This is a genomic window from Streptomyces sp. NBC_00019 (assembly GCF_045041015.1).
Taxonomy (GTDB): Bacteria; Actinomycetota; Actinomycetes; order Streptomycetales; family Streptomycetaceae; genus Streptomyces.
Genome location: NZ_CP108302.1, coordinates 4,976,781 through 4,996,115, shown reverse-complemented (window position 1 = coordinate 4,996,115; position 19,335 = coordinate 4,976,781). Strand labels below are relative to the sequence as shown.

General features: G+C 71.0%; 23 protein-coding genes and 1 pseudogene. 12 read left to right on the top strand and 12 right to left on the bottom strand.

The features are described 5' to 3' along the window. The first annotated feature begins 12 nt into the window (after window positions 1-12). The 3 genes from OHU89_RS23400 to OHU89_RS23390 are packed head-to-tail and all read left to right on the top strand — an operon-like array spanning window position 13 to window position 3,633. Window positions 13-900 (top strand): hypothetical protein, encoded by an 888-nt coding sequence (locus OHU89_RS23400; RefSeq protein ID WP_405645590.1) that lies wholly within the window; start codon window positions 13-15, stop codon window positions 898-900. A 44-nt stretch (window positions 901-944) separates the two neighbouring features. Beyond that, the gene (locus OHU89_RS23395; protein WP_405645588.1) at window positions 945-1,556 is read left to right on the top strand and encodes a TetR/AcrR family transcriptional regulator; all 612 of its coding nucleotides are present in this window, start codon (window positions 945-947) and stop codon (window positions 1,554-1,556) included. A gap of 55 nt (window positions 1,557-1,611) precedes the next feature. Beyond that, window positions 1,612-3,633: a HelD family protein gene (locus OHU89_RS23390; protein ID WP_405645586.1), complete on the top strand. Its 2,022-nt coding sequence runs from the start codon at window positions 1,612-1,614 to the stop codon at window positions 3,631-3,633. A 29-nt stretch (window positions 3,634-3,662) separates the two neighbouring features. Here OHU89_RS23390 and OHU89_RS23385 read toward each other — a convergent pair whose 3' ends face one another. Then, complete coding sequence (locus tag OHU89_RS23385) at window positions 3,663-4,502, bottom strand: nitroreductase/quinone reductase family protein (protein WP_405645584.1); 840 nt, start codon at window positions 4,500-4,502, stop codon at window positions 3,663-3,665. Window positions 4,503-4,723: 221 nt separating this feature from the next. On the opposite strand from OHU89_RS23385, the gene OHU89_RS23380 reads away from it, so the two are divergent. Beyond that, on the top strand, window positions 4,724-5,203 hold the full coding sequence (locus OHU89_RS23380) for an HAD domain-containing protein (protein WP_405645583.1): 480 nt from the start codon (window positions 4,724-4,726) through the stop codon (window positions 5,201-5,203). 9 nt (window positions 5,204-5,212) lie between these two features. Here the strand turns inward: OHU89_RS23380 and OHU89_RS23375 are convergent, their stop codons facing one another. Next, on the bottom strand, window positions 5,213-6,091 hold the full coding sequence (locus tag OHU89_RS23375) for an NAD(P)-dependent oxidoreductase (RefSeq protein ID WP_405645581.1): 879 nt from the start codon (window positions 6,089-6,091) through the stop codon (window positions 5,213-5,215). 45 nt (window positions 6,092-6,136) lie between these two features. Between OHU89_RS23375 and OHU89_RS23370 the strand changes: the two genes are divergently transcribed. After that, entirely contained in the window at window positions 6,137-6,496 is a 360-nt protein-coding gene (locus OHU89_RS23370; RefSeq protein ID WP_266890619.1) for a helix-turn-helix domain-containing protein, read from the top strand. Window positions 6,497-6,599: 103 nt separating this feature from the next. Here the strand turns inward: OHU89_RS23370 and OHU89_RS23365 are convergent, their stop codons facing one another. Then, complete coding sequence (locus OHU89_RS23365; RefSeq protein WP_405645580.1) at window positions 6,600-7,193, bottom strand: DinB family protein; 594 nt, start codon at window positions 7,191-7,193, stop codon at window positions 6,600-6,602. Window positions 7,194-7,272: 79 nt separating this feature from the next. Next, on the bottom strand, window positions 7,273-7,698 hold the full coding sequence (locus OHU89_RS23360; RefSeq protein ID WP_405645578.1) for a nuclear transport factor 2 family protein: 426 nt from the start codon (window positions 7,696-7,698) through the stop codon (window positions 7,273-7,275). 99 nt (window positions 7,699-7,797) lie between these two features. Between OHU89_RS23360 and OHU89_RS23355 the strand changes: the two genes are divergently transcribed. After that, entirely contained in the window at window positions 7,798-8,376 is a 579-nt protein-coding gene (locus OHU89_RS23355) for a TetR/AcrR family transcriptional regulator (RefSeq protein WP_405645577.1), read from the top strand. Window positions 8,377-8,463: 87 nt separating this feature from the next. Here the strand turns inward: OHU89_RS23355 and OHU89_RS23350 are convergent, their stop codons facing one another. Beyond that, window positions 8,464-9,207: a VOC family protein gene (locus OHU89_RS23350; RefSeq protein WP_405645575.1), complete on the bottom strand. Its 744-nt coding sequence runs from the start codon at window positions 9,205-9,207 to the stop codon at window positions 8,464-8,466. Between the two features lie 101 nt (window positions 9,208-9,308). Here OHU89_RS23350 and OHU89_RS23345 point away from each other — a divergent pair, with 101 nt between their 5' ends. From OHU89_RS23345 to OHU89_RS23335, 3 genes are all read left to right on the top strand, one after another. Further along, the gene (locus OHU89_RS23345; protein ID WP_266890628.1) at window positions 9,309-9,851 is read left to right on the top strand and encodes a helix-turn-helix domain-containing protein; all 543 of its coding nucleotides are present in this window, start codon (window positions 9,309-9,311) and stop codon (window positions 9,849-9,851) included. A gap of 65 nt (window positions 9,852-9,916) precedes the next feature. Further along, window positions 9,917-10,570: a hypothetical protein gene (locus OHU89_RS23340; RefSeq protein ID WP_405645573.1), complete on the top strand. Its 654-nt coding sequence runs from the start codon at window positions 9,917-9,919 to the stop codon at window positions 10,568-10,570. Window positions 10,571-10,677: 107 nt separating this feature from the next. Then, window positions 10,678-11,016, top strand: coding sequence for a DUF2516 family protein (locus tag OHU89_RS23335; RefSeq protein WP_405654618.1), 339 nt, complete (start codon window positions 10,678-10,680; stop codon window positions 11,014-11,016). Between the two features lie 138 nt (window positions 11,017-11,154). On the opposite strand, the gene OHU89_RS23330 is transcribed toward OHU89_RS23335, so the two are convergent. The 3 genes from OHU89_RS23330 to OHU89_RS23320 all read right to left on the bottom strand — a co-directional run bounded on the left by OHU89_RS23330 (window position 11,155) and on the right by OHU89_RS23320 (window position 14,805). After that, on the bottom strand, window positions 11,155-12,459 hold the full coding sequence (locus OHU89_RS23330; protein WP_266890634.1) for a PP2C family protein-serine/threonine phosphatase: 1,305 nt from the start codon (window positions 12,457-12,459) through the stop codon (window positions 11,155-11,157). A 282-nt stretch (window positions 12,460-12,741) separates the two neighbouring features. After that, window positions 12,742-13,821 (bottom strand): NlpC/P60 family protein, encoded by a 1,080-nt coding sequence (locus OHU89_RS23325; RefSeq protein ID WP_266890636.1) that lies wholly within the window; start codon window positions 13,819-13,821, stop codon window positions 12,742-12,744. Window positions 13,822-14,010: 189 nt separating this feature from the next. Further along, on the bottom strand, window positions 14,011-14,805 hold the full coding sequence (locus OHU89_RS23320; RefSeq protein ID WP_405645570.1) for a class I SAM-dependent methyltransferase: 795 nt from the start codon (window positions 14,803-14,805) through the stop codon (window positions 14,011-14,013). A gap of 314 nt (window positions 14,806-15,119) precedes the next feature. Here OHU89_RS23320 and mshA point away from each other — a divergent pair, with 314 nt between their 5' ends. Together mshA and OHU89_RS23310 are read left to right on the top strand one after the other, a co-directional pair. Then, window positions 15,120-16,457: a D-inositol-3-phosphate glycosyltransferase gene (gene mshA / locus OHU89_RS23315; protein WP_365400973.1), complete on the top strand. Its 1,338-nt coding sequence runs from the start codon at window positions 15,120-15,122 to the stop codon at window positions 16,455-16,457. Beyond that, complete coding sequence (locus OHU89_RS23310; RefSeq protein ID WP_266890642.1) at window positions 16,450-16,968, top strand: YbjN domain-containing protein; 519 nt, start codon at window positions 16,450-16,452, stop codon at window positions 16,966-16,968. The genes mshA and OHU89_RS23310 overlap by 8 nt, the downstream gene beginning before the upstream one ends. Before the next feature lie 15 nt (window positions 16,969-16,983). On the opposite strand, the gene OHU89_RS23305 is transcribed toward OHU89_RS23310, so the two are convergent. Together OHU89_RS23305 and OHU89_RS23300 are read right to left on the bottom strand one after the other, a co-directional pair. Beyond that, window positions 16,984-17,445: a hypothetical protein gene (locus OHU89_RS23305; RefSeq protein WP_405645568.1), complete on the bottom strand. Its 462-nt coding sequence runs from the start codon at window positions 17,443-17,445 to the stop codon at window positions 16,984-16,986. A gap of 101 nt (window positions 17,446-17,546) precedes the next feature. Beyond that, on the bottom strand, window positions 17,547-18,341 hold the full coding sequence (locus OHU89_RS23300) for an AraC family transcriptional regulator (RefSeq protein WP_266890646.1): 795 nt from the start codon (window positions 18,339-18,341) through the stop codon (window positions 17,547-17,549). A gap of 49 nt (window positions 18,342-18,390) precedes the next feature. Between OHU89_RS23300 and OHU89_RS23295 the strand changes: the two genes are divergently transcribed. Next, window positions 18,391-18,816 carry a DUF2000 family protein gene (locus OHU89_RS23295; protein ID WP_405645565.1) on the top strand — a complete coding sequence of 142 codons (426 nt, stop codon included), beginning with the start codon at window positions 18,391-18,393 and terminating at the stop codon, window positions 18,814-18,816. Between the two features lie 3 nt (window positions 18,817-18,819). Here OHU89_RS23295 and OHU89_RS23290 read toward each other — a convergent pair whose 3' ends face one another. Continuing rightward, the gene (locus OHU89_RS23290) at window positions 18,820-19,029 is read right to left on the bottom strand and encodes a tetratricopeptide repeat protein (protein ID WP_405654616.1); all 210 of its coding nucleotides are present in this window, start codon (window positions 19,027-19,029) and stop codon (window positions 18,820-18,822) included. A gap of 31 nt (window positions 19,030-19,060) precedes the next feature. Beyond that, window positions 19,061-19,309: pseudogene (locus tag OHU89_RS23285) on the bottom strand (toll/interleukin-1 receptor domain-containing protein); the annotation flags it as partial. Between the last annotated feature and the right edge of the window lie 26 nt (window positions 19,310-19,335).

Below are 19,335 nucleotides of genomic sequence, written 5' to 3'. Positions count from 1 at the left end.
AGGAGGGCGCGCATGGCCGAGCGGGGGAGCGCAGGGGCGGACGCCGGGATAGGAGAGCGGCTGAAGCGCTATCAGGAGCGCTTCGAGCCGATGGTGACCCGCTTCCTGCTGTTGGGGCTCTTCGTCACCGGACTGACGGCACAGTTCGTCAAGCCGGTCGGCGACGCCCTGGAGGACAAGGCCTATCTCGGGGGTGCGCTGCTGAGCCTCGTCGGGTATGTGCTGTACGACCAGGTCAAGGAGTTGTCCTCATCGGTCCGTCCGCCGACCCGGGCGCTGGTGAACTCCAGCCAACTGGGCAGCTTCGTCGGTGACGCCTTCCACACCCGGAACGTGGAGATCGACTTCCTCGGCTATACCGGGGAGACGCTCTTCCACGCGCTGTACCACCGCCTCGAAGGACTCATCGACAACCCGGGGCCGACCCGCCGTGTCTCAATCCGCATGCTGGTCCCGGACTTCGGGCAGCCGATGACCGTGCCCTCCAAGGTCGGCGAGGGCGACAGGCCGGTGGACGACGTGGTGTTCCGCAGGCGGATGGAGCAGCGCTGCCGGGAGTACGACAACATACTGTCGCAGCTGGCCGAGCGGCTCGGTACGGCCCAGCCTGTCGTCGTCCAGTGCGAGTACCGTCTCTACCCCGGCATCCCGCGGGACAAGATCTGCATATTCAACCGGCAACTGGTCCTGCACGGCCTCTATGACCTCTCCGCGCGGATGCGCCTGCAGCCCATGGGCGACGAGTACTACGACCCCAAGGGATACCGGACCGACCTCAACGTGTGGTCCCGGCAGGGCACCGCAGCAGAGGGGGAGGCCGTCGCCACCTGGAACAAGCACTTCGACGACCTGTGGTCGCTCGCGAAGCGTCCGGCGTGGCGTCAAGAGGCGGCTGCCTGATGCGCTCCGCGTGATCATTCCGCCCCGCCCCGTACCCTCACCCCATGAACGAGATCGGCCTGCGCGAGCGCAAGAAGCAGCGGATGTACGAGGTGGTCTCGGAGACCGCCATCCGCCTCTTCCTGGAAAAGGGCTACGACGCAGTCTCCGTCGCCGAGATCGCCGCCGCAGCCGAGATCTCCAAGCCGACCCTCTTCCGGTACTTCCCGACCAAGGAAGACCTCGTCCTCCACCGCATCGCCGATCACGAGGACGAGGCCGCGCGGGTCGTGGCGGACGCTCCGGACGTTGCGCCGCTGGGTTCCCTCCGGCGGGACTTCCTCGAGGGGATCGAGCGGGCGGATCCCATCACCGGGCTCAGTGATCACCCCGCCGTGCTCGCCTTCTATGACCTGCTCTACGGCACCCCGGCCCTGGTCGCCCGCATGTACGCCCATCTCGAGCGCTCCGAGGAGGCCCTCGCCGAGGCTCTCGGCGGTGATCTGGACGCGCGGCTCGCCGCCGGGCAGATCATCGCGGTGCGGCGGGTGCTGGCTCAGGAGAACTGGCGGCGGATCACGGGTGGCGAGGACGCGGGCGTCGTACGGGCGGATGCTGTTGCCGCTGCCGAGCGGGCCTTCGATCGGCTGGAGGCGGGGTTGCCTCGGCTGGCGTGAGCGAGGCTCGGTAAAAAATTTAACTCGGTTACGTTATTTCGGTACGCTCGACCGTATGACGTCACCCGACCCCGGCCCACTCCAGCACGCCCTCCACCTCGAACGCACCCACCACGACACCTGCCGAGCCGCCCTCGCCGCCATGGTCGACGGCGCCCAGGAGCAGGTCGTCACCGGCGAGGACGTCTCCGCCTCCGGTGCCGACGCCGAAGTGCTCGGGTATCGGCTGCGGAGCCGGGCCAAGGAGATGCGGGAGTTGCCTGAGGGGCCGTTGTTCTTCGGTCGGCTGGACTCGTCCGATGACCGGCAGACGCTGCACATCGGGCGGCTGCGGATCAGTGAGCACCCCGCCGCCCCACCCCTTGTCGTGGACTGGCGCGCCCCTGTCTCCCGTGCCTTCTACCAGGCCAGCGCCCGCGACCCGCAGGGCGTCGCCGTGCGGCGGCGGTTCGGGTGGGCGCCGGGCAGTCGGGGGGACTCGGCCGACCTCACGGGGTTGGAGGACGAGCATCTCGCGGAAGGTGAGGACAGGGTCGGTGACATCGTGCTGCGGGAGATCGAGCGGCCTCGCGTAGGGCCGATGCGGGACATCGCCGCGACCATCCAGCCCGAGCAGGACGATCTCGTACGAGGAGATCTGCGCGCGTCCGTGTGTGTGCAGGGCGCCCCGGGCACCGGCAAGACCGCCGTCGGGCTGCACCGGGCCGCGTATCTGCTCTACACCCACCCGCAGCGCATCCGCCGCGGCGGCATGCTGATCCTCGGCCCCAACCGCACCTTCCTGGCGTACATCTCACAGGTGCTGCCCGCGCTGGGCGAGACCGGCGTACGGCAGGCCACCCTCCAGGAGGAGGTCGCGCGGCACCCGGTCAGGGGTGAGGACGACGGGTGGGCCGCCGTCGTCAAGCACGACGGGCGGATGGCGGAGGTGCTGCGGCGGGCGCTGTACGCGCGGGTGTCCGCGGACGTCGTCGAGGGGCTGGCGATTCCCGACGGGTCGTACCGGTGGCGGGTGCCGGCCGGTGAGCTGGTGCGGATCGTGGCGGGGGTGCGGGCCGAGGCGCCGCCGTACGGCGTCGGGCGGGAGCGGGTCCGGGCGCGGGTCGTGGCGTACGTCCGGGCGCAGGCCGAGCGGCGCGAGGGGCCGGTGCCGAACTCGTGGGTGCGCAGGATCGAGCGGGCGCGGGCGATCAGCGCGTACGTCGATGCCGTGTGGCCTCGTGTGCGGCCGGAGGAGGTCGTCGCCGAGCTCCTCACGGAACCCGGGGTGTTGGAGCGGGCCGCGGACGGGGTGCTGGATGCCGACGAGCAGAAGGCGCTGCTCTGGGACAAGCCGCCGCGGTCGTGGAAGTCGGCGCGCTGGTCGGCCGCCGACCTCGTGCTCCTCGACGAGGTCGACGGGCTGATCGAGCATCCCGAGGCGTACGGGCATGTCGTCGTCGACGAGGCGCAGGATCTCTCCCCGATGGAGTGCCGGGCCATCGCCCGGCGGGCCTCCTTCGGGTCGCTGACCGTGCTGGGGGACCTGGCGCAGGGCACCACGCCGTGGGCGGCGCGGACCTGGTCCGACCAGCTCGCGCACCTCGGCCGGCCGGACGCCGCCGTCGTGCCGCTGACCATCGGATTCCGGGTGCCCGAGGCCGTCGTAGGCCTGGCCAACCGGCTCCTGGAGCGGCTGGACGTCGACGTCCCGGCCTCGCGATCCCTGCGCGGGGACGGGGAGTTGCGGATCCGGGACGCCGGGGACGACGTGCCCGGCGCGGTCGTGGCCGCCGTGCGCGACGCGCTCCTGAGGGAGGGGTCGATCGGTGTCGTCGCCGCCGACGCGGATGTGCCCCGGGTGCGAGCGGCCCTCCACGCCGCGGGCCTCGACACCGCGGGCCCCGACGATCTGGGCGCCCGCGTGACCCTCGTACCGGCGACGCTGGTCAAGGGGCTCGAGTACGACCATGTCGTCGCCGTCGAGCCCGCGGCGATCGCCGAGGCGGAGGAGCGGGGGCTGCACCGGCTGTACGTGGTGCTCACGCGGGCGGTGTCGGGGCTGGAGGTGGTGCACGGACGGCCTCTGCCCCTGTGACGGACGGCCGCTGCCCCTGCGAAGGGATCTCAGCCGCCCAGCAGTGGGATCAACTGCTCCTCCTCGTACGTCAGATGGGCCTCCAGTTCGGCCGCGAGCCGTTCGACCTCCGCCTGGGCCGTGGCGGGCTCGCCCGCCGTCCACACCACCTGCTTCAGTTCCTCCACCAGCGCGGCGATCCGCTCGTGCTCCTCGCCCAGGCGCGCCAGCACGGGGGCCGCCTCGGGGTGCCGGTCGGCGAGGAAGGGGAACAGGCCCATGTCCTCGCCGGTGTGGTGGTTGTGGATGCCCTGACAGAAGGTGAGGCAGTTGACGCGGAGCTGGGCGCCGAGGGGCGAGCCGGTGTTCTTGCGCATCTCCTCGCGGATCAGGGCGAGTTCGTGGCGGAAGTTGTCGTGGACGAGCCTGATGGCCTCGCCCATGGAGCCGGCCCGGATGTTCGGCGGACCGGGTGCCTCGTTCTCGTACAGGGCGACCATCGGGATCACCCGGTCACCGGCCTTCTCCTGGTACGCCGCCCAGCCCGGCTCCGTCTCCACCGCCCGCGCGAACGACCGGTCGCGCTCCTCGCCCTCCAGGACGACGGCCCGGGCCTCGTAGGTGAACGCGCCGCTCTCGACGGTCACTTGGGGGTTCGCGCGCAGGTTGTGATACCAGGCCGGGTGCCTGGGGGAGCCGCCCGCGGAGGCGATGACCAGAACGCGGTCGCCGCCGTCGGGGAGGTAGCCGAGGGGGGTGGTGTGCGGGGCGCCGGTGCGGGCGCCGGTCGTGGTCAGCAGGAGCAGCCGGGCACCCTCGAACATGCCGCCGACGCGGCCGTTGTTGGCCCGGAACTCGTCGATGATCGGCTGGTTGAAGTCGTTGGGCATTCTCTTCTTTCTCTTCGTCGCTGGTCTCTGGGAGGCGAGGGCGAAGAGAAGGCGGCGGACCTCTGGCCCGCACCGGCCTCACTCGGAGGCCGGGTACCCAACTGTCGCGCGGCGCGTGGCCGCAAACCCGGCAGTCATGGGAAGGACGGTAGTCCCGCGGTCATGAACGGCGCCACCGAATATCGGTGCACGCGGTCGCGAGCGGTGCATGCTGGCTGCCGATGATTCTCTTTCTCGACATCGACGGGACGATCCTGCCGTTCGGATCCTCGCGGCCTTATCCGGCCTACGGCGGTGCGGCGGCCGCCGGCCACCCCTTGCTGACCCGCGTCGATCCCGGTCTGGGGCCGCAGCTCACGGCGTTGGGCTGCGAGCTCGTATGGGCCACGACCTGGGCGGCACAGGACGCCAACGACCTCCTCGCCCCCTGGCTCGGGCTGCCCCCGCTGCCCGCCGTGGACTGGCCGGACCCGGCCGGCGAGGAGGACGGCGCCCTGCACTGGAAGACGCTGCCCCTCCTCGCCCGGGCGGCCGGGCGGCCCTTCGTCTGGATCGACGACGAGATCGGTCCGGAGGACCGGGCATGGGTGGCGGATCACCATCCCGCACCGGCCCTGCTCCACCGCGTCGATCACCGGTACGGGATCACCGACGCGGACTTCTCGGTCGTAGCGGACTGGCTGCGATCCGGGCGGTCGTAGCGCACCGGCTCAGCGGCGGCCCAACAGCTCGGTCAGCCGGGTGATGCCGTCCGTGCCGTGGCCCAGACCAACGGCGCGGCGGGCCTGGCCCTCGGCGGCGCGCAGTACGGCCGAGTCGATGCCGTGCGCCTCGGCGGTGTGGACGATGTGGGCCATCGAGGAGACCGACGAGGTCAGCGGGTTGCCCTCGCCGGAGTAGGTGCCGTCGTCGATGTCGTCCGCCCACTCGGCGAACAGCGGCGGCAGGATCGCGCCGATGCCCTGGGCGAAGGGGGCCAGTTCACGGGCGGTGATGCCCTCGGCGCGGGCCAGCGCGAGGGCGTGGACGTAGCCCGCGGTGGCCGTCCAGAAGATGTCGAGCAGGGCGATGTCGTGGGCGGCGGCCCGGCCGGGGTCCGCGCCGAGGTGGGTGTGGGTGCCGCCCAGCGCGTCCAGGGCGGGGCGGTGCTCGGCGTAGAGGTCCTCGGGGCCGCTGTGCAGGAAGACCGCGTGGGGCGTGCCGATGGTCGTGATCGGCGTCATGATCGCGCCGTCCAGGTAGCGGATGCCGTGCTCGGCGGCCCAGTCGGCGGCGCGGCGGGCGCGGTCGGGGGCGTCGCTGGAGAAGTTCACGACGGTACGGCCCTTGAGGGCGTCGGTGACGGGTTCCGTCCGCAGGAAGGTGTCGGCGGCGTCGTAGTTGACCACGCAGACGACCGTCAGCGGGCTCGCGGCGACCGCGTCGGCGGCCGAGGGGGCGCTGATCGCCCCTCGCTCCTTGAGGTCGAGGTCCCGGCCCGGTGTGCGGTTCCAGACCGTGGTCCGCAGACCGGCGTCCAGGAAGGCACCGGCCAGCGCGTGGCCCATCGGGCCCAGGCCGAGGACGGTGACGGAAGAGGACAGGGGCATGCTGCAACTCCTATGGGAACAGAGGCCATTGGCAGGCCGTTAGGAATGACGACGAAGGGGGCGGAGATGGGCTGCGCGCGCGTCCTGGACATGAACACCTGCGGAGTGACCGCCGCGATCACGGTGATCGACGGCAAGTGGAAGACCTCGCTGCTGTGGCTGCTGGAGGCCGGTCCGCAACGGCCCGGTGAGCTGCGCAGGCAACTGCCGGGCCTCAGCGAGAAGGTGCTGACCGAGGCGCTGCGCGCGATGGAGGCGGACGGTCTTGTGCACCGGGAGGTGCACGACGTCCTGCCGCTCAAGACGGTCTACTCCCTGACCGCCTTCGGCCGTGAACTCTCCGAGCTGCTGGCCCCGTTGTCCGACTGGGGCCACCGCCACATGGAGAAGCAGGCCGCTTCCTGATCCCTCCCGGCTTCCGATCCCCTTTCCTTCGCCGGCCCTTCGTGACCAGCTTCTGATCCACCCGGCCCCGGTGCCAAGTACCCACTTTTTTGTGCGTACTTGGTCAGCCCTTCCGGTCGGCCTCCCGAGCCGCACGCTCCAGCCGCTCCCGGTAGGCCTCCCACCAGGCCGGGTCCTGCGAGGCCATGCTGTCGTTGCCCTGGTTCATCCCGGCGGCACCGTCCATGAGCTCCCGGAGGATGTCGGCGTGCCCGGCGTGCCGGTGCGTGTCGGCGATCACGCGGACCATCGCATGATGCAGCGTGACCTCGTCCTTGCCGTCCGGCCACCACGGCACCTTGCCCACGGTGTCCAGGGCCAGCGCGTCGAGTGTCGCGTCCGCGTGCGCCCACGCCCGGCGGTACAGGCCCACGATGTCCTCGCGCGACTCGTCGGCGGTGGCCCACATGTCGCCGTTGGTCTCGGCACCGGTGTCGAGCCAGGGGAGTCGCTCCCCGGACGGGCGCCCGAAGGTGTCGCCGAGATACCCCAACTCCACGCCGGCCGCGTGCTTCACCAGCCCCAGGAGGTTGGTGCCGGTCGGTGTCAGGGGACGGCGGACGTCGTACTCGGAGAGCCCTTCGAGCTTCCAGAGGAGGGCGTCGCGGGCGGACTGGAGGTAGAAGCGGAGGGTGTCCTTGGGATCCGTTTCGGTCATGCGTGCCAGTCTGTGACGCGGACGATCTTCGCGCACCGGTTTTCGCGCGGACGGCCAGTCGGACGGCAGCCCGGGGCGCTCATCCGCGGGCGCCGGCGACCCCCGAACCGTCCATGTAGTCGCGCGCCCGGGTGATCAGTCCGTCGTGGACATGGAGTATCAGCAGGCCGGGGACGGTGAAGGCGGTGGGCCGGGGCGGCAGCGACCCCACCACGACGTGCTCGGCGACGATCACCCCGGGTTCGGCGGTCTCGTAGGCCGCGATCTTCCTGATCTCGTCCACCCGGGCAGGGCTTCCGCCCCAGGCCACCCGGTATCCCGCACGTACGGCCTCGCGTCCGTCGTAGCGAGGCGGGAAGCCGGGGACGGCGAACGGGAACTCGTGCACGGCGTCCACGGCGTACAGGTCGGCGAGGTCGTCCGCGGACTTGTCGACCATGGCCCGGTAGTAGCGGGCCAGCACCTCGCGTGGGGTGCGGAGGGCGGGGAGCTGCGGTTCGGGCATGGTGACCACCCCAGTCGTATGCACTTTCGCTCAACAGGCGTTGACCTAATTACCGTAGAGACGACGGAGTGATTCGGTCAACGGCTGTAGAGTGAATTGATGCCTACGTCCCCCTCCTCGCCGCATCGGTCCCGCGCCGACCGCCGTCGGGCCACCGAGGCGCGCATCCTCGACAGTGCCCGGGAGCTGTTCGCGGAGAAGGGCTTCGACCGCACCACCATCCGTGCGGTGGCGGCCGCGGCGGGTGTGGACCCGGCCCTGGTCATGCAGTACTTCGGTTCGAAGCGCGAGCTGTTCTCGCAGGCGGTGCAGGCGCTCCCCGTGTCACCGGCGCCCACCGACACCGAAGCGCTGGTCGATCAACTCATCGCCACGCTCGGCCTCAAGCTCGGCGGTCTGCCCGAGGGCACGCTGGCGATGATGCGCTCCATGCTCACCGACCCGGCCGCGGCCGACCACGTCCGCGCGGCCCTCGCCCGCCAGATCGACGGCGTCGCCGCCACCCTGCCGACGGCCGAGGACCCCGGACTGCGCGCCGCCCTGATCGTCACCACTCTCCTGGGCGTTACCATCGGCCACCAGCTCCTCGCCCTGCCCGCCCTCCATGACGCCCCGCCCGAACGCGTCGCGGCGCTTCTGCGGCCGGCGGTCAAGGCGCTGACGGGGCAGGCGGGTTGATGCCGGCGAGTGAAGTGAGCTGATCTCGCCCCGCGCATGCAAGCCATAGCGAGCTGATCCCGCCCCGCACCTGCAAGCCATGTCGCCTCAGGACGGCGCGAGGACGCAGAACTCGTGCCCCTCCGGATCGGTCAGGCACGTCCACGGCACGTCGCCCTGGCCGAGGTCGAGGTCGACGGCGCCGAGGGCCCGCAGCCGGGCCACCTCCGCCTCCTTGTCGTCACCGGGGTACGGCAGCAGGTCGAGATGGATACGGTCCGGCACGGTCTTCACGTCGGGCGTGCGGAGGAACTCGAGATACGGGCCGACACCCTTGGGGGAGCGGAACACCGCATGGTCGTCGGTCACCTCGTGCAGCGGCCAGTCCACCGCCTCACCCCAGAACCGGGCCATGGCCCGCGGATCCGCGCAGTCGACGACCACCACGGCGATCGGCCCGGTGTCCCGGTAGATCTCGCGGGGCTCCAGCACGCAGAACTCGTTGCCCTCCGGGTCGGCGAGCACCGTGAACGGCACGTCGCCGCCCTGGCCCACGTCGACGGGCGTCGCACCGAGAGCCTTCAGGCGCGTGACCAACTCCGCCTGATGGGCCGCGGAGGTGGTGGCGAGATCGAGGTGCACTCGGTTCTTCGTCGCCGTCTTGGGTTCGGGAACCGGCACGACGTCGATGCCGACGGCGACCGGGTCCGGCCAGACGAGTTCGGCGGAGGGTCCGACATAGGTGGTCACGCCGGGTCGGAAAAGGTTCCAGCCGAGCGCCTCCGCCCAGAACCGGCCGACCGCCGAGCCGTCGACAGCCTTGATGTTCAGCTGAACAGGTCGCAGTGCCATGCCGACGATCCTATGCACCCACTCCGCCGGGCCACGTGGCGTGGAGCACTTTTGCAAGCGCCTGCTTGCAATAGTTAGCAAGGGTGAGGCACAGTGGGGCCATGGCAACGCTCAACGTCGGCAATCTCGGTGAGTACCTGCGCGAGCAGCGGCGAAACGCCCAGCTCTCGCTCAGGCAGCTCGCCGACGCCGCCGGGGTGTCCAATCCGTATCTGAGCCAGATCGAGCGCGGGCTGCGCAAGCCGAGCGCGGAGGTGCTGCAGCAGGTCGCCAAGGCGCTGCGGATCTCCGCCGAGACGCTGTACGTCCGCGCCGGCATCCTCGACGCCGAGCGCGACCGGGACGAGGTGGAGACGCGTGCCGTCATCATCGCCGACCCGACGCTCAACGAGCGGCAGAAGCAGGTGCTGCTCCAGATCTACGAGTCCTTCCGCAAGGAGAACGGATTCGGGACCGACACCGAGGAGACCGGCTCGCAGGGGGCACCCGCTCCCGAGGCGGAGGCCACCACGGTCGACGTACCGGCAGACATACCGGGCGAAGAAGCCCGGGGTGGCACTGCCAAGCGCCGTACCCGCAAGAAGAGCACGGCACCCCGCACGACCGACGGCAGCGACGCCGACCCGCAGCAGACGGCCAGTTGAGACACCGGCTGACCGAGCGCGGAACCAAAACCCTCAAACGAAAGCGATCCGGGAGGACCATCACCATGGCCATCACCGACGACATCCGCAAGGCCGTTTCGGACCCCACCCCGCTCTACTTCCTCGCCGGCGCCGGTGACCTCGCCCTCCAGGAGGCCAAGAAGGTGCCCGGCATCGTCGAGCAGCTGCGCGCCGAGGCCCCGGCCCGTATCGAGGCCGTGCGCGGCACCGACCCGAAGGCCGTGCAGGAGAAGGCCGCCGCCCGTGCCAAGGAGGCCAGTGCCAAGGCCAAGGAGGCGCAGGAGTCCCTCCAGGCCAGGGTCGGCGAGTTCATCGCGACCCTGGACGGCGACATCAAGAAGCTCGGCACCACGATCGACGCCGACCTGAAGAAGTTCGGCGAGAGCGCCCAGGACCTCGCCCTGCGTGGCGTCGGGGTCGCCGCCGAGTACGCCGTGAAGGCCCGCGAGACCTACGAGAAGGTCGCCGAGCACGGCGAGCAGGCCGTGAAGACCTGGCGTGGCGAGGCCGCCGAGGAGATCGAGGAGCTGGCCGTGGCCGTCGAGCCCAAGGCCGAGCCCGTCGAGGTCAAGGAAGAGCCGAAGCCCGCCGCCGAGGCCAAGCCCGCCGAGGCCGCCCCGGCCAAGAAGACCACCGCCCGCAAGACGACCACGGCGAAGAAGACCACCGCCAAGAGGACGACCCCGCCCGCGAAGTAAGCGACGAGGCCGGTACTTCCACGACGGCCGGGCACCCCTGGGGTGCCCGGCCCGTTCTACGGGTACGGTGACCGCGTAACGACGATCCGAGTCAGGTGGTGGGCGTTGTGCTGATGCAGGGGTTCGCGGGGTTGATGTGGATTCTCTACCTCGCGATGTTGGGATTCGCGGTGGTGGCCTTCGTGATGGCCGCCCTGTTCCGTGATGACGCGTACCGCGCGGCGAGCAAGAACAACAAGGGCTTCTGGCTGATCATCCTCGGTGTCGCGGTCGCGGTGAATCTCCTGGTGCCGATGCTCTTCCTGCAGCTCGCGGGCCTGGTCGCCTCGATCGTCTTCTTCGTCGACGTACGCCCGGCGCTCCGCCAGGTGTCGGGTGGCGGAGGCAGGGGCCGGGGCGGCAGCAGCAGCGACGGTCCGTACGGCCCCTGGAACGGCGGCAGGTAGCAGACGCGGCCAGGGGCGACGCCGCCAGGGGCGCGGGGCTGTATCGATTTGCGGCTCTGCCGCGTGGGCGCGACCAGCCCCAACGGACGCGCACCCGGCAAACGACAGGAGCCCACAACGGCGGGCCCCCGTCCAACCTCACCCGGTTCGATCAAGCAGCAGCACAGCCACGTCGTCCGTCAGCTCGCCACCGTTCAACTCCCGCACCTCGCTGACGGCCGCCCGCAGCAACGCTTCCCCCTGCAGCCCTTCGGACAGTTGCCGACGGACCATCTCCACCATGCCGTCCTGACCGAGCCGCTCCTTGCCGACCCCGACCCGCCCCTCGATCAGCCCGTCGGTGTAGAGCATCAGACTCCACTCCCGCCCCAGCTCCACCTGCATCCGCGGCCACCGGGCACCGGGCAGCAGCCCGAGCGCCGGCCCGTTGTTGTCGTACGGCAGCAGCCGCGCCGGCCGCCCCGGCCGCGAGACCAGCGGCGCAGGGTGCCCCGCGAGGCACAGTCCCGCCCGACGCCCGTCCGGCGCGATGTCCACCGTGCACAGCGTCGCGAAGATCTCGTCTTCGGACCGCTCGTGCTCGAGGACCTGCTGCAACGTGCCGAGCAGTTCGTCCCCGCACAGCCCCGCCAGGGTCAGCGCCCGCCACGCGATGCGCAGCTCCACACCGAGCGCCGCCTCGTCGGGCCCGTGCCCGCAGACGTCGCCGATCATGGCGTGGACCGTGCCGTCGGGAGTGCGGACGACGTCGTAGAAGTCGCCGCCGAGGAGCGCACGCGAACGCCCCGGCCGGTAGCGCGCGGCGAACCGCAGTGAGGAGCCCTCCAGGAGCGGCGTGGGCAGCAGCCCCCGCTCCAGGCGGCGGTTCTCCTGCGCCCGCAACCGGCCCTCGGCGAGCCTCCGCTCGGCCGTGTCGGAACGTTTCCTCTCAACGGCGTAGCGGATCGCCCGGCTCAGCAGCCGGCTGTCCAGTTCGTCCCGGAAGAGGTAGTCCTGGGCGCCCACGCGTACGGCCTCCGTGCCGCGCTCGGCGTCGCCGGAGGCGGTGAGGGCGAGGACGGCGTGCCGGGGCGCGAGCTCCAGTACGTGCTTGAGCACGGCGAGCTCGTCGTCACCGCCGCGCACGGGGGCGGGCAGCGCGAGGTCCAGCAGGATGCAGTGGACGTCGTCGGTGAGCAGCCGCTCGGCCTCGGTGAGGTTGCGGGCGGTGCGGACGCGGATGGGGTTGCCGGCGGCGTCGAGGAGCTCCGGCACGAGCGTCGAGCCGCCGGGATCGTCCTCGATCACCAGCAGCGTCAGATGAGTCGTGCCGTTGTGCTTCTCGATCGTGCCGTCCGTGCGCGGGGCCTCTTCCCTTGAAGGGCCGCCACTTGCGGTTGCGGCCGGCGCCTGACCACTTTCCACGGCCGGGATCGCTCTCTGCCGCGGTACGGGTACGGGCATCGTCTTGGGTCCTTCCCTCCCCCCGAGGGCATGGTGGGGCGAGGGACCTCGACCCACCGACGGGGACCATAGCGGTACTCGGCGCCGCAACGGAATGGTGTACGGCACCCGGCTCGGCAGGCGGCCGCTGTCATATGCCGCGTTCCCTACCGCAGTTGGACACCCCGCCCGAGGTGCGGGAATGACGAACGTCACGTCCGCGCCGGGTTTGGGGAGTCAGCCGGCGTGCGGTGCGTCACGTGACCCCGGTCTCAGGCGCCCGCGATCTCAAATACCCATATTTCAGGCGTCAGGCCGCACGACCGCCAGAATCGGCATGGATCCCGCCCCGGCGATCGTCACCGTCCGCCCCGGCCGCGGGGCGTGGATGATCGCGCCGTCACCTATGTACATCGCGACATGGCTGGCATCGGCGTTGTAGATGATGAGGTCGCCGGGCCGCATGTCCGCGACGTCGACGTGCTTCAGCTGCTTCCACTGCTGCTGCGAGGTCCGCGGAATGGCCTGCCCGGCACTGGCCCAGGCCTGCGAGGTCAGCCCCGAGCAGTCGTACGAACCCGGCCCCTCGGCGCCCCATTCGTAGGGCTTGCCTATCTGGGCGCTCGCGTACTCCACGGCCTTCTTGCCCTGTGCGGACGCCTTGCCGTTGATCTCGTCGAGGATCCCGGAGTCCAGCCAGGCGGTCTGCGCCTGATAGGCGGCCTGCTGCTCCAGCCGGGCGAGGCGCTCCTTCTCCTCCTTCTCCAGCTGGGACTCGAGCTCCTCGGCCGCCGCGATCTGCTTCTTGACCTTCTTCTTGGCGGCGGCCTTCGTCTTCCGGTTGGCCTCGAGCTTGTTCCACTGAGCGGAGGCGTCCTTGGCGTACTGCTCCAAGTCCTCCTGGGTGCGGGTCATTTCCGCGATGAGACCCTTGGTGGCGCGCTGGCCCTGCAGGATCCGGCCCGCGCCGTTGAGGAACTGCTGCGGATCGTCGCTGAGCATCAGCTGTGCCTCGTCGGGCAGTCCGCCGGTGCGGTACTGGGCGGCGGCCGCGTCGCCCGCGCGCTTCTCCAACTGCGCCAGCTTCTCCTTGCCCTTGACGATCTTCTTCGCCAGCGCGACGATCGCGGCCGACTGCTGGTCGGCGGCTTCCTCGGCGGCGTTGTACTCGTCCGTGGCGACGGCGGCGTCGTGGTAGAGGTCGTCCAGCTTCTTGCGGACGGCCTCAAGGTCCTTGTTGGTCCCGCCGGTCGCGGACGCCGAAGGCGTGGGGCTGGGACTGGGACTCGGGCTGGCGAACGCCGTACCCGGCGCCGCGAGCACCGTGACCGCACAGACCACGGTCACAGCAGCCGTCACCAGCCCGCGCTTGCCCGCACCCATACACAGCCCCCAAACCTGATTTACCGTCAGTAACTTACGGACGCCCGGGGATCGTGCCATGTCGTGACAGAAAACGACAGAGGCAGTACGTCCATCCCCCTGATCCACCCGCCCTATGACGATCTCCCCGCCTTTGTGACGAACGACTCACGGAGATCGTTCCCCGCAGGTCAGGCAGGCAAGTGAGGTTCACCCGCGCGGGGCCAACGCCCCCCACGCCACGGTGACTTCCCCCTGACGCCACCGCACCGGCCCATCGGTCACAGGCCAGTCGGCGGTCAGATCCCGCACCGCCCGGATCCAGCGCTGGCGGGCGCCGTACGAGGCGTAGGGCGCGGCGGCGGCCCAGGCGCGGTCGAAGTCGCGCAGGAAAGCGTGCACGGGCTCACCCGGGACGTTGCGGTGGATGAGGGCTTTCGGCAGTCGCTCGGCGAGGTCGGAGGGCCGCTCCAGCGACCCCAGCCGGGTCGCGAAGGTGACCGTCCGCGGCCCCTCCGGTCCGAGCGCGACCCACACATGCCGCCGCCCGATCTCGTCACACGTCCCCTCGACGAGCAGGCCGCCCGGCGCGAGCCGCGCAGACAGCCGCGCCCACACCTCGGCGACCTCGCCCTCCTCGTACTGCCGCAGCACATTGGCGGCCCGGATGAGCATCGGCCGCGGCTGGACCGCGACCTCGAACCCCCCGTGCCGGAACTCGAGCCCCTCCCGCTCGTACGGCTTCGCGGCCGCGACCCGGGCGGGCTCGATCTCCACGCCTACGACACGCGCGCGTGGCGCGACGGTTCGGAGGCGCTGCAGCAGCTCGACGGCGGTCCAGGGGGCGGCCCCGTATCCGAGATCGATGGCGAGGGGGTCGTCGGTCCGCCGCAGTCCGGGCCCGTGGGTCGCGGTGATCCAGCGGTCCATGCGGCGCAGCCGGTTGGGGTTGGTGGTCCCGCGCGTCACTGTGCCCACGGGGCGGTGCGCTGCGCGGGCTGTCATGGGTACGAGGGTATGCGCCCGGCGCGACCGCGGCCCCTGAGGGTTCTCGCCCCCGCCGTCCCTACCCGTCCCATCCCTGGGGGCTGCGCCCCCAGACCCCCGCTACGGCCCCGAAAGGGCCTCGTCCTCAAGCGCCGGACGGGCTGAAGGGCATTAAGGACGCACCCGCTCCCCGAACAGTTGAGCGATCCCCGGTAATGGCTCAGCAAAATTCACCGTGCCCGGAATGGGAACCCGTCCCTCCGATGTTGCACCCCCTTGGAGGGCGCCCCACACCCTCCGTCAGGCATGCCCGCTGCGAGGAGGACCGCCACGTGAGCCAGTACGTCAGCAGGCTCGGGCGTCGCTCCCCGGCCGCGCCCCCGCGGCTGAGGCTGCACCGCCGCCCCCGCCGTATCGCGATGCTCTCCGTGCACACCTCCCCGCTCCACCAGCCCGGCACCGGCGACGCCGGCGGCATGAACGTCTACATCGTCGAGCTGGCGCAGCGCCTCGCCGCGATCAACATCGAGGTCGAGATCTTCACGCGCGCGACGACCGCCGCACTGGAGCCGACGGTCCAGCTCGCCCCCGGCGTACTCGTCCGCCACGTCGACGCCGGACCCTACGAGGGCCTCGCCAAGGAGGAGCTCCCCGCCCAGCTGTGCGCCTTCACGCACGGCGTGATGCAGGCATGGGCCGGCCACCGCCCGGGCTACTACGACCTCGTCCACTCGCACTACTGGCTCTCCGGCCACGTCGGCTGGCTCGCCGCCCAGCGCTGGGGCGTCCCCCTGGTCCACGCCATGCACACCATGGCCAAGGTCAAGAACGCCAACCTCGCCGACGGCGACACCCCCGAACCGGCCGCCCGGGTCATCGGCGAGACCCAGATCGTCGACGCCGCGGACCGCCTCATCGCCAACACGGCGGAGGAGGCCGACGAGCTCGTACGCCACTACAGCGCGGACCCCGGCAAGGTCGCCGTGGTCCACCCCGGCGTCAACCTGGACCGCTTCAGCCCCGCCGACGGCCGCGCCGCCGCCCGCGCCCGCCTCGACCTTCCCCAGGACGCCCTCATCCCGCTCTTCGCGGGCCGCATCCAGCCCCTGAAGGCCCCCGACGTCCTCCTGCGCGCCGTCGCCGTCCTCCTCGACGAGCGCCCCGAGCTGCGCTCCCGCCTGGTCGTGCCCATCGTCGGCGGCCCCAGCGGCAGCGGCCTCGCCAAGCCCGAGGGTCTGCAGAAGCTGGCCGCCCGGCTCGGCATCGCGGACGTTGTACGGTTCCGTCCGCCCGTCGGCCAGGAACAGCTCGCGGACTGGTTCCGGGCCGCGTCCGTGCTGGTCATGCCGTCGTACAGCGAGTCCTTCGGCCTGGTCGCCATAGAGGCCCAGGCGGCCGGCACACCCGTCCTCGCGGCAGCGGTCGGCGGCCTGCCGGTGGCCGTGCGCGACAACCAGACGGGCTTCCTCGTACGAGGCCACAACCCCGCCGACTACGCGCGCGTGCTCCGCGACCTCGCCGACGACCCCCACCTCGCGCCCCGCATGGGCGAGGCCGCCGCCCGGCACGCGCAGTCCTTCGGCTGGGACACCGCGGCCGCGGCGACGGCGGACGTCTACACGGCCGCGATGCAGGCCCACCGGCGTCGCGTACGCTCCCACCATGGCTGAGGAGCAGAAGGCGGCGCAGGTCATCGAGGGTGTCCTCCAGGACAACGACCTGGAGTGGGAGAGCCCGGCCCCCGGCAACTACGTCGTCCAGCTCCCCGGCACCCGCAAGCTGAAGACGACGGTCTCGCTCCTGGTCGGCCGCCACTCCCTCTCCCTGAACGCCTTCGTCGTCCGCCACCCCGACGAGAACGAGTCCGGCGTCCACCGCTGGCTCCTGGAGCGCAACCTCAAGCTGTACGGCGTGAGTTACGCCGTGGACCGGCTGGGCGACGTCTACGTCACCGCCAAGCTCCCCCTCGCCGCCGTCACCGCCGACGAGATCGACCGCCTCCTGGGCCAGACCCTGGAGGCGGCGGACGGCAGCTTCAACACCCTGCTGGAGCTCGGTTTCGCGTCCGCGATCCGCAAGGAGTACGAGTGGCGTGTGGCCCGGGGTGAGCCGACGCGCAACCTGGACGCGTTCGCCCACCTGACCCAGCGCCCGGCCGACCGGTCGGACCGGTCCGACTGACCCCGGACCGGCGCGTCAGGACTCGCCGGAAGGGTCGTTCTCGTCGAGCTCGTCGGCGAACGCGCGCAAGGCGTCCGCGAGTTCCTTCTTGGTGGGCAGCTCGTCGACCTTCTTGTCGAGCTCGGAGATACGCCGGTTGAGCTCGTCCAGCTCACTGGGCGCGGACGGCCCGTCGGTGGGGCCCTCGGTCGGTTCCTCGGTGGGGTCGTCCGGTTCCGTGAACGTCGGGCTCGGGCTGGGGTCGCTGCCGCCGGTGGTGTCGCCACCGCCGGAGCCGCCCGTGCCCTCGTCCGCCGGGACGCTGATCCCCGCGGAGGGTTCGGCGGTGGGCTCCTCGTCCGAGGTCGCCGCGAGGGCGGCGCCGACGCTGAGGGCGACCAGGGCGGCCGCGCCGACGACGGCGGTCGAGAAACGTCTGGCTCTTAAGGTGCGGTGGTCGGGCTGTGAAGTGCCTTGTGTGTCCTCTGAGTTGTCCATGGACCGACGCTAAGCGGCACTGATCACCGGACGGGCGTCTTCCGCCGAACCTCTCGAACGGACGTCCGCTTACGGCTGCCGATCTGCCGCGATCCGAAGTCTCACCCTCCCTTCGTGTACCGCCCCGGCGTGACCCCCACCAACTTCCTGAAGTGCCGGGTGAGATGGGACTGGTCGAAGAAGCCGGTGGAGGTGGCCACCTCACTCGGCCGCACCCCGTCGAGGAGGAGCCTCCGGGCGCGGTCGACGCGGCGGGAGTTGAGGTACTGGTGCGGCGCGATGCCGTAGGCGGTGCTGAACGCCCGTACCAGATGGGCCGGATGCGCGTGCACCAGCGCGGCGGCCTCGTCGAGGGTGATCCCCTCGACCACCCGCTCGTCGAGGAGCTCGCGCAGCCGCCGGGCGAGGGCGGGGTCGGCGCGCGGGACGTCCGTGACCAGGCGCGGCCGCAGCTGAGCGGTGAGCCGTTCCCCGATGAACGTCAGCCTGCTCGCGGCCTCCAGCTCGTCGCCGGGATGGTCGAGGGCGTGGTGCAACTGTCCGACGCGCTGCCGCAGCAGGGGGTCCCGCAGATCGGGGGTGTCGACGGCGGACCCGACGAGATCCTCTCCGAGCAGCGAGGTGTCGAGATAGATGACCCGCTTGCGGAAACCGTCCGGCGTGACGGGGGAGCCGTTGTGCGGAACGTGCGGCGGCAGCAGGGACACCGTGTCGTGCGGGGTGCCGTGCTCGTGCCGGTCGAGGTCGTACCGAACGGCCCCGTCGTCCACGATCAGCAGCGTCCACGCGTCATGGACGTGCATCGGGTAGGCGTACCCGGTGTAGTGAGCGTGGAAGACCTCCACGACGCCCGGGACGGCGGGGCGCCAGGCGGAGACGGTCTGCCGGGTGGCCATGCAAAGAACGTACAAGACGGTGTCGTAGGCCGCCCGGCAGTCTCATGGCATGAGCGAAGCACCCATCCGATTCGATACGAAGATCGCCGTCCTGCTGCGGGAGGACCTGGAGCCGTGGCAGCGGCTGAACGTCACCGCGTTCCTGGTCAGCGGCCTTGGCACGGTGGTCCCCGAGGTGGTCGGGGAACCGTACGAGGACGCCGACGGCGTGGTCTATCTGCCGATGTTCCGGCAGCCGGTGATGGTTTTCGAGGGGACCAAGGAGACCTTGACGGCGGCCCATGCGAGGGCTGTGTCCCGTGGGCTGCCGTGCTCGGTGTTCACGGGCGATCTGTTCTCCACGGGGAACGACCGGGACAACCGGGCGGCGGTGCGGGCTGTGGGGACGGCGGAGTTGGATGTGGTGGGGATTGCGGTTCATGGGGCGCGGAACGGGGTGGACAAGGTGGTGAAGGGGGCGCGGATGCATCCGTGAGGGTCAGCGCTTCTTCGGGGTGCCTTTGCGTTGGACGGATGCTCTGAGTTTGGCCGCCTCGAACTGGCGGCCGCGGGCTTCGAGGGTGTCGGCGAGATCGCGTGTGACGGCGAAGTAGAGCAAGTGGTCCCGACCCAGGACCTTCTGTACACGGGTCCTCGTGTCTCGGAGGAGTTGCTCGGCCTCGGCGGCCCGGCCCGTCTCGGTGAGCAGCTTGCCGAGACTGTCGGCCCCGTCGGGCGATCGCGGAGGTCCACTCCTCCTCGGTGTACCGCCCCGCCTCGAAGTAGCGCGGGGAGAAGACGGCGACGACGGCGGACGCCTGGTCGAGCGCCCTGCTCATCTTCGTCACGAAGTCGTCGCCGGTGCGCCAGTGCCAGCGGTCGAGCTCCACCCGGTAGCCGTTCTCCTGGAGGTGCCAGGCCACCCACTCCGCCCACTCCTTGTCCGGACCGGCGTAGCTGATGAAGATCGGCTCGGAACTGTCGGACATGCCCGTCTCCCGCCCCAGCGGCCCCG

Coding starts and splice junctions, on each gene's coding strand:
- OHU89_RS23400 (WP_405645590.1), top strand. CDS start 13: ATGGCCGAGCGGGGGAGCGCAGGGGCGGACGCCGGGATAGGAGAGCGG.
- OHU89_RS23395 (WP_405645588.1), top strand. CDS start 945: ATGAACGAGATCGGCCTGCGCGAGCGCAAGAAGCAGCGGATGTACGAG.
- OHU89_RS23390 (WP_405645586.1), top strand. CDS start 1,612: ATGACGTCACCCGACCCCGGCCCACTCCAGCACGCCCTCCACCTCGAA.
- OHU89_RS23385 (WP_405645584.1), bottom strand. CDS start 4,502: ATGCCCAACGACTTCAACCAGCCGATCATCGACGAGTTCCGGGCCAAC.
- OHU89_RS23380 (WP_405645583.1), top strand. CDS start 4,724: ATGATTCTCTTTCTCGACATCGACGGGACGATCCTGCCGTTCGGATCC.
- OHU89_RS23375 (WP_405645581.1), bottom strand. CDS start 6,091: ATGCCCCTGTCCTCTTCCGTCACCGTCCTCGGCCTGGGCCCGATGGGC.
- OHU89_RS23370 (WP_266890619.1), top strand. CDS start 6,137: ATGACGACGAAGGGGGCGGAGATGGGCTGCGCGCGCGTCCTGGACATG.
- OHU89_RS23365 (WP_405645580.1), bottom strand. CDS start 7,193: ATGACCGAAACGGATCCCAAGGACACCCTCCGCTTCTACCTCCAGTCC.
- OHU89_RS23360 (WP_405645578.1), bottom strand. CDS start 7,698: ATGCCCGAACCGCAGCTCCCCGCCCTCCGCACCCCACGCGAGGTGCTG.
- OHU89_RS23355 (WP_405645577.1), top strand. CDS start 7,798: ATGCCTACGTCCCCCTCCTCGCCGCATCGGTCCCGCGCCGACCGCCGT.
- OHU89_RS23350 (WP_405645575.1), bottom strand. CDS start 9,207: ATGGCACTGCGACCTGTTCAGCTGAACATCAAGGCTGTCGACGGCTCG.
- OHU89_RS23345 (WP_266890628.1), top strand. CDS start 9,309: ATGGCAACGCTCAACGTCGGCAATCTCGGTGAGTACCTGCGCGAGCAG.
- OHU89_RS23340 (WP_405645573.1), top strand. CDS start 9,917: ATGGCCATCACCGACGACATCCGCAAGGCCGTTTCGGACCCCACCCCG.
- OHU89_RS23330 (WP_266890634.1), bottom strand. CDS start 12,459: ATGCCCGTACCCGTACCGCGGCAGAGAGCGATCCCGGCCGTGGAAAGT.
- OHU89_RS23325 (WP_266890636.1), bottom strand. CDS start 13,821: ATGGGTGCGGGCAAGCGCGGGCTGGTGACGGCTGCTGTGACCGTGGTC.
- OHU89_RS23320 (WP_405645570.1), bottom strand. CDS start 14,805: ATGACAGCCCGCGCAGCGCACCGCCCCGTGGGCACAGTGACGCGCGGG.
- OHU89_RS23310 (WP_266890642.1), top strand. CDS start 16,450: ATGGCTGAGGAGCAGAAGGCGGCGCAGGTCATCGAGGGTGTCCTCCAG.
- OHU89_RS23305 (WP_405645568.1), bottom strand. CDS start 17,445: ATGGACAACTCAGAGGACACACAAGGCACTTCACAGCCCGACCACCGC.
- OHU89_RS23300 (WP_266890646.1), bottom strand. CDS start 18,341: ATGGCCACCCGGCAGACCGTCTCCGCCTGGCGCCCCGCCGTCCCGGGC.
- OHU89_RS23295 (WP_405645565.1), top strand. CDS start 18,391: ATGAGCGAAGCACCCATCCGATTCGATACGAAGATCGCCGTCCTGCTG.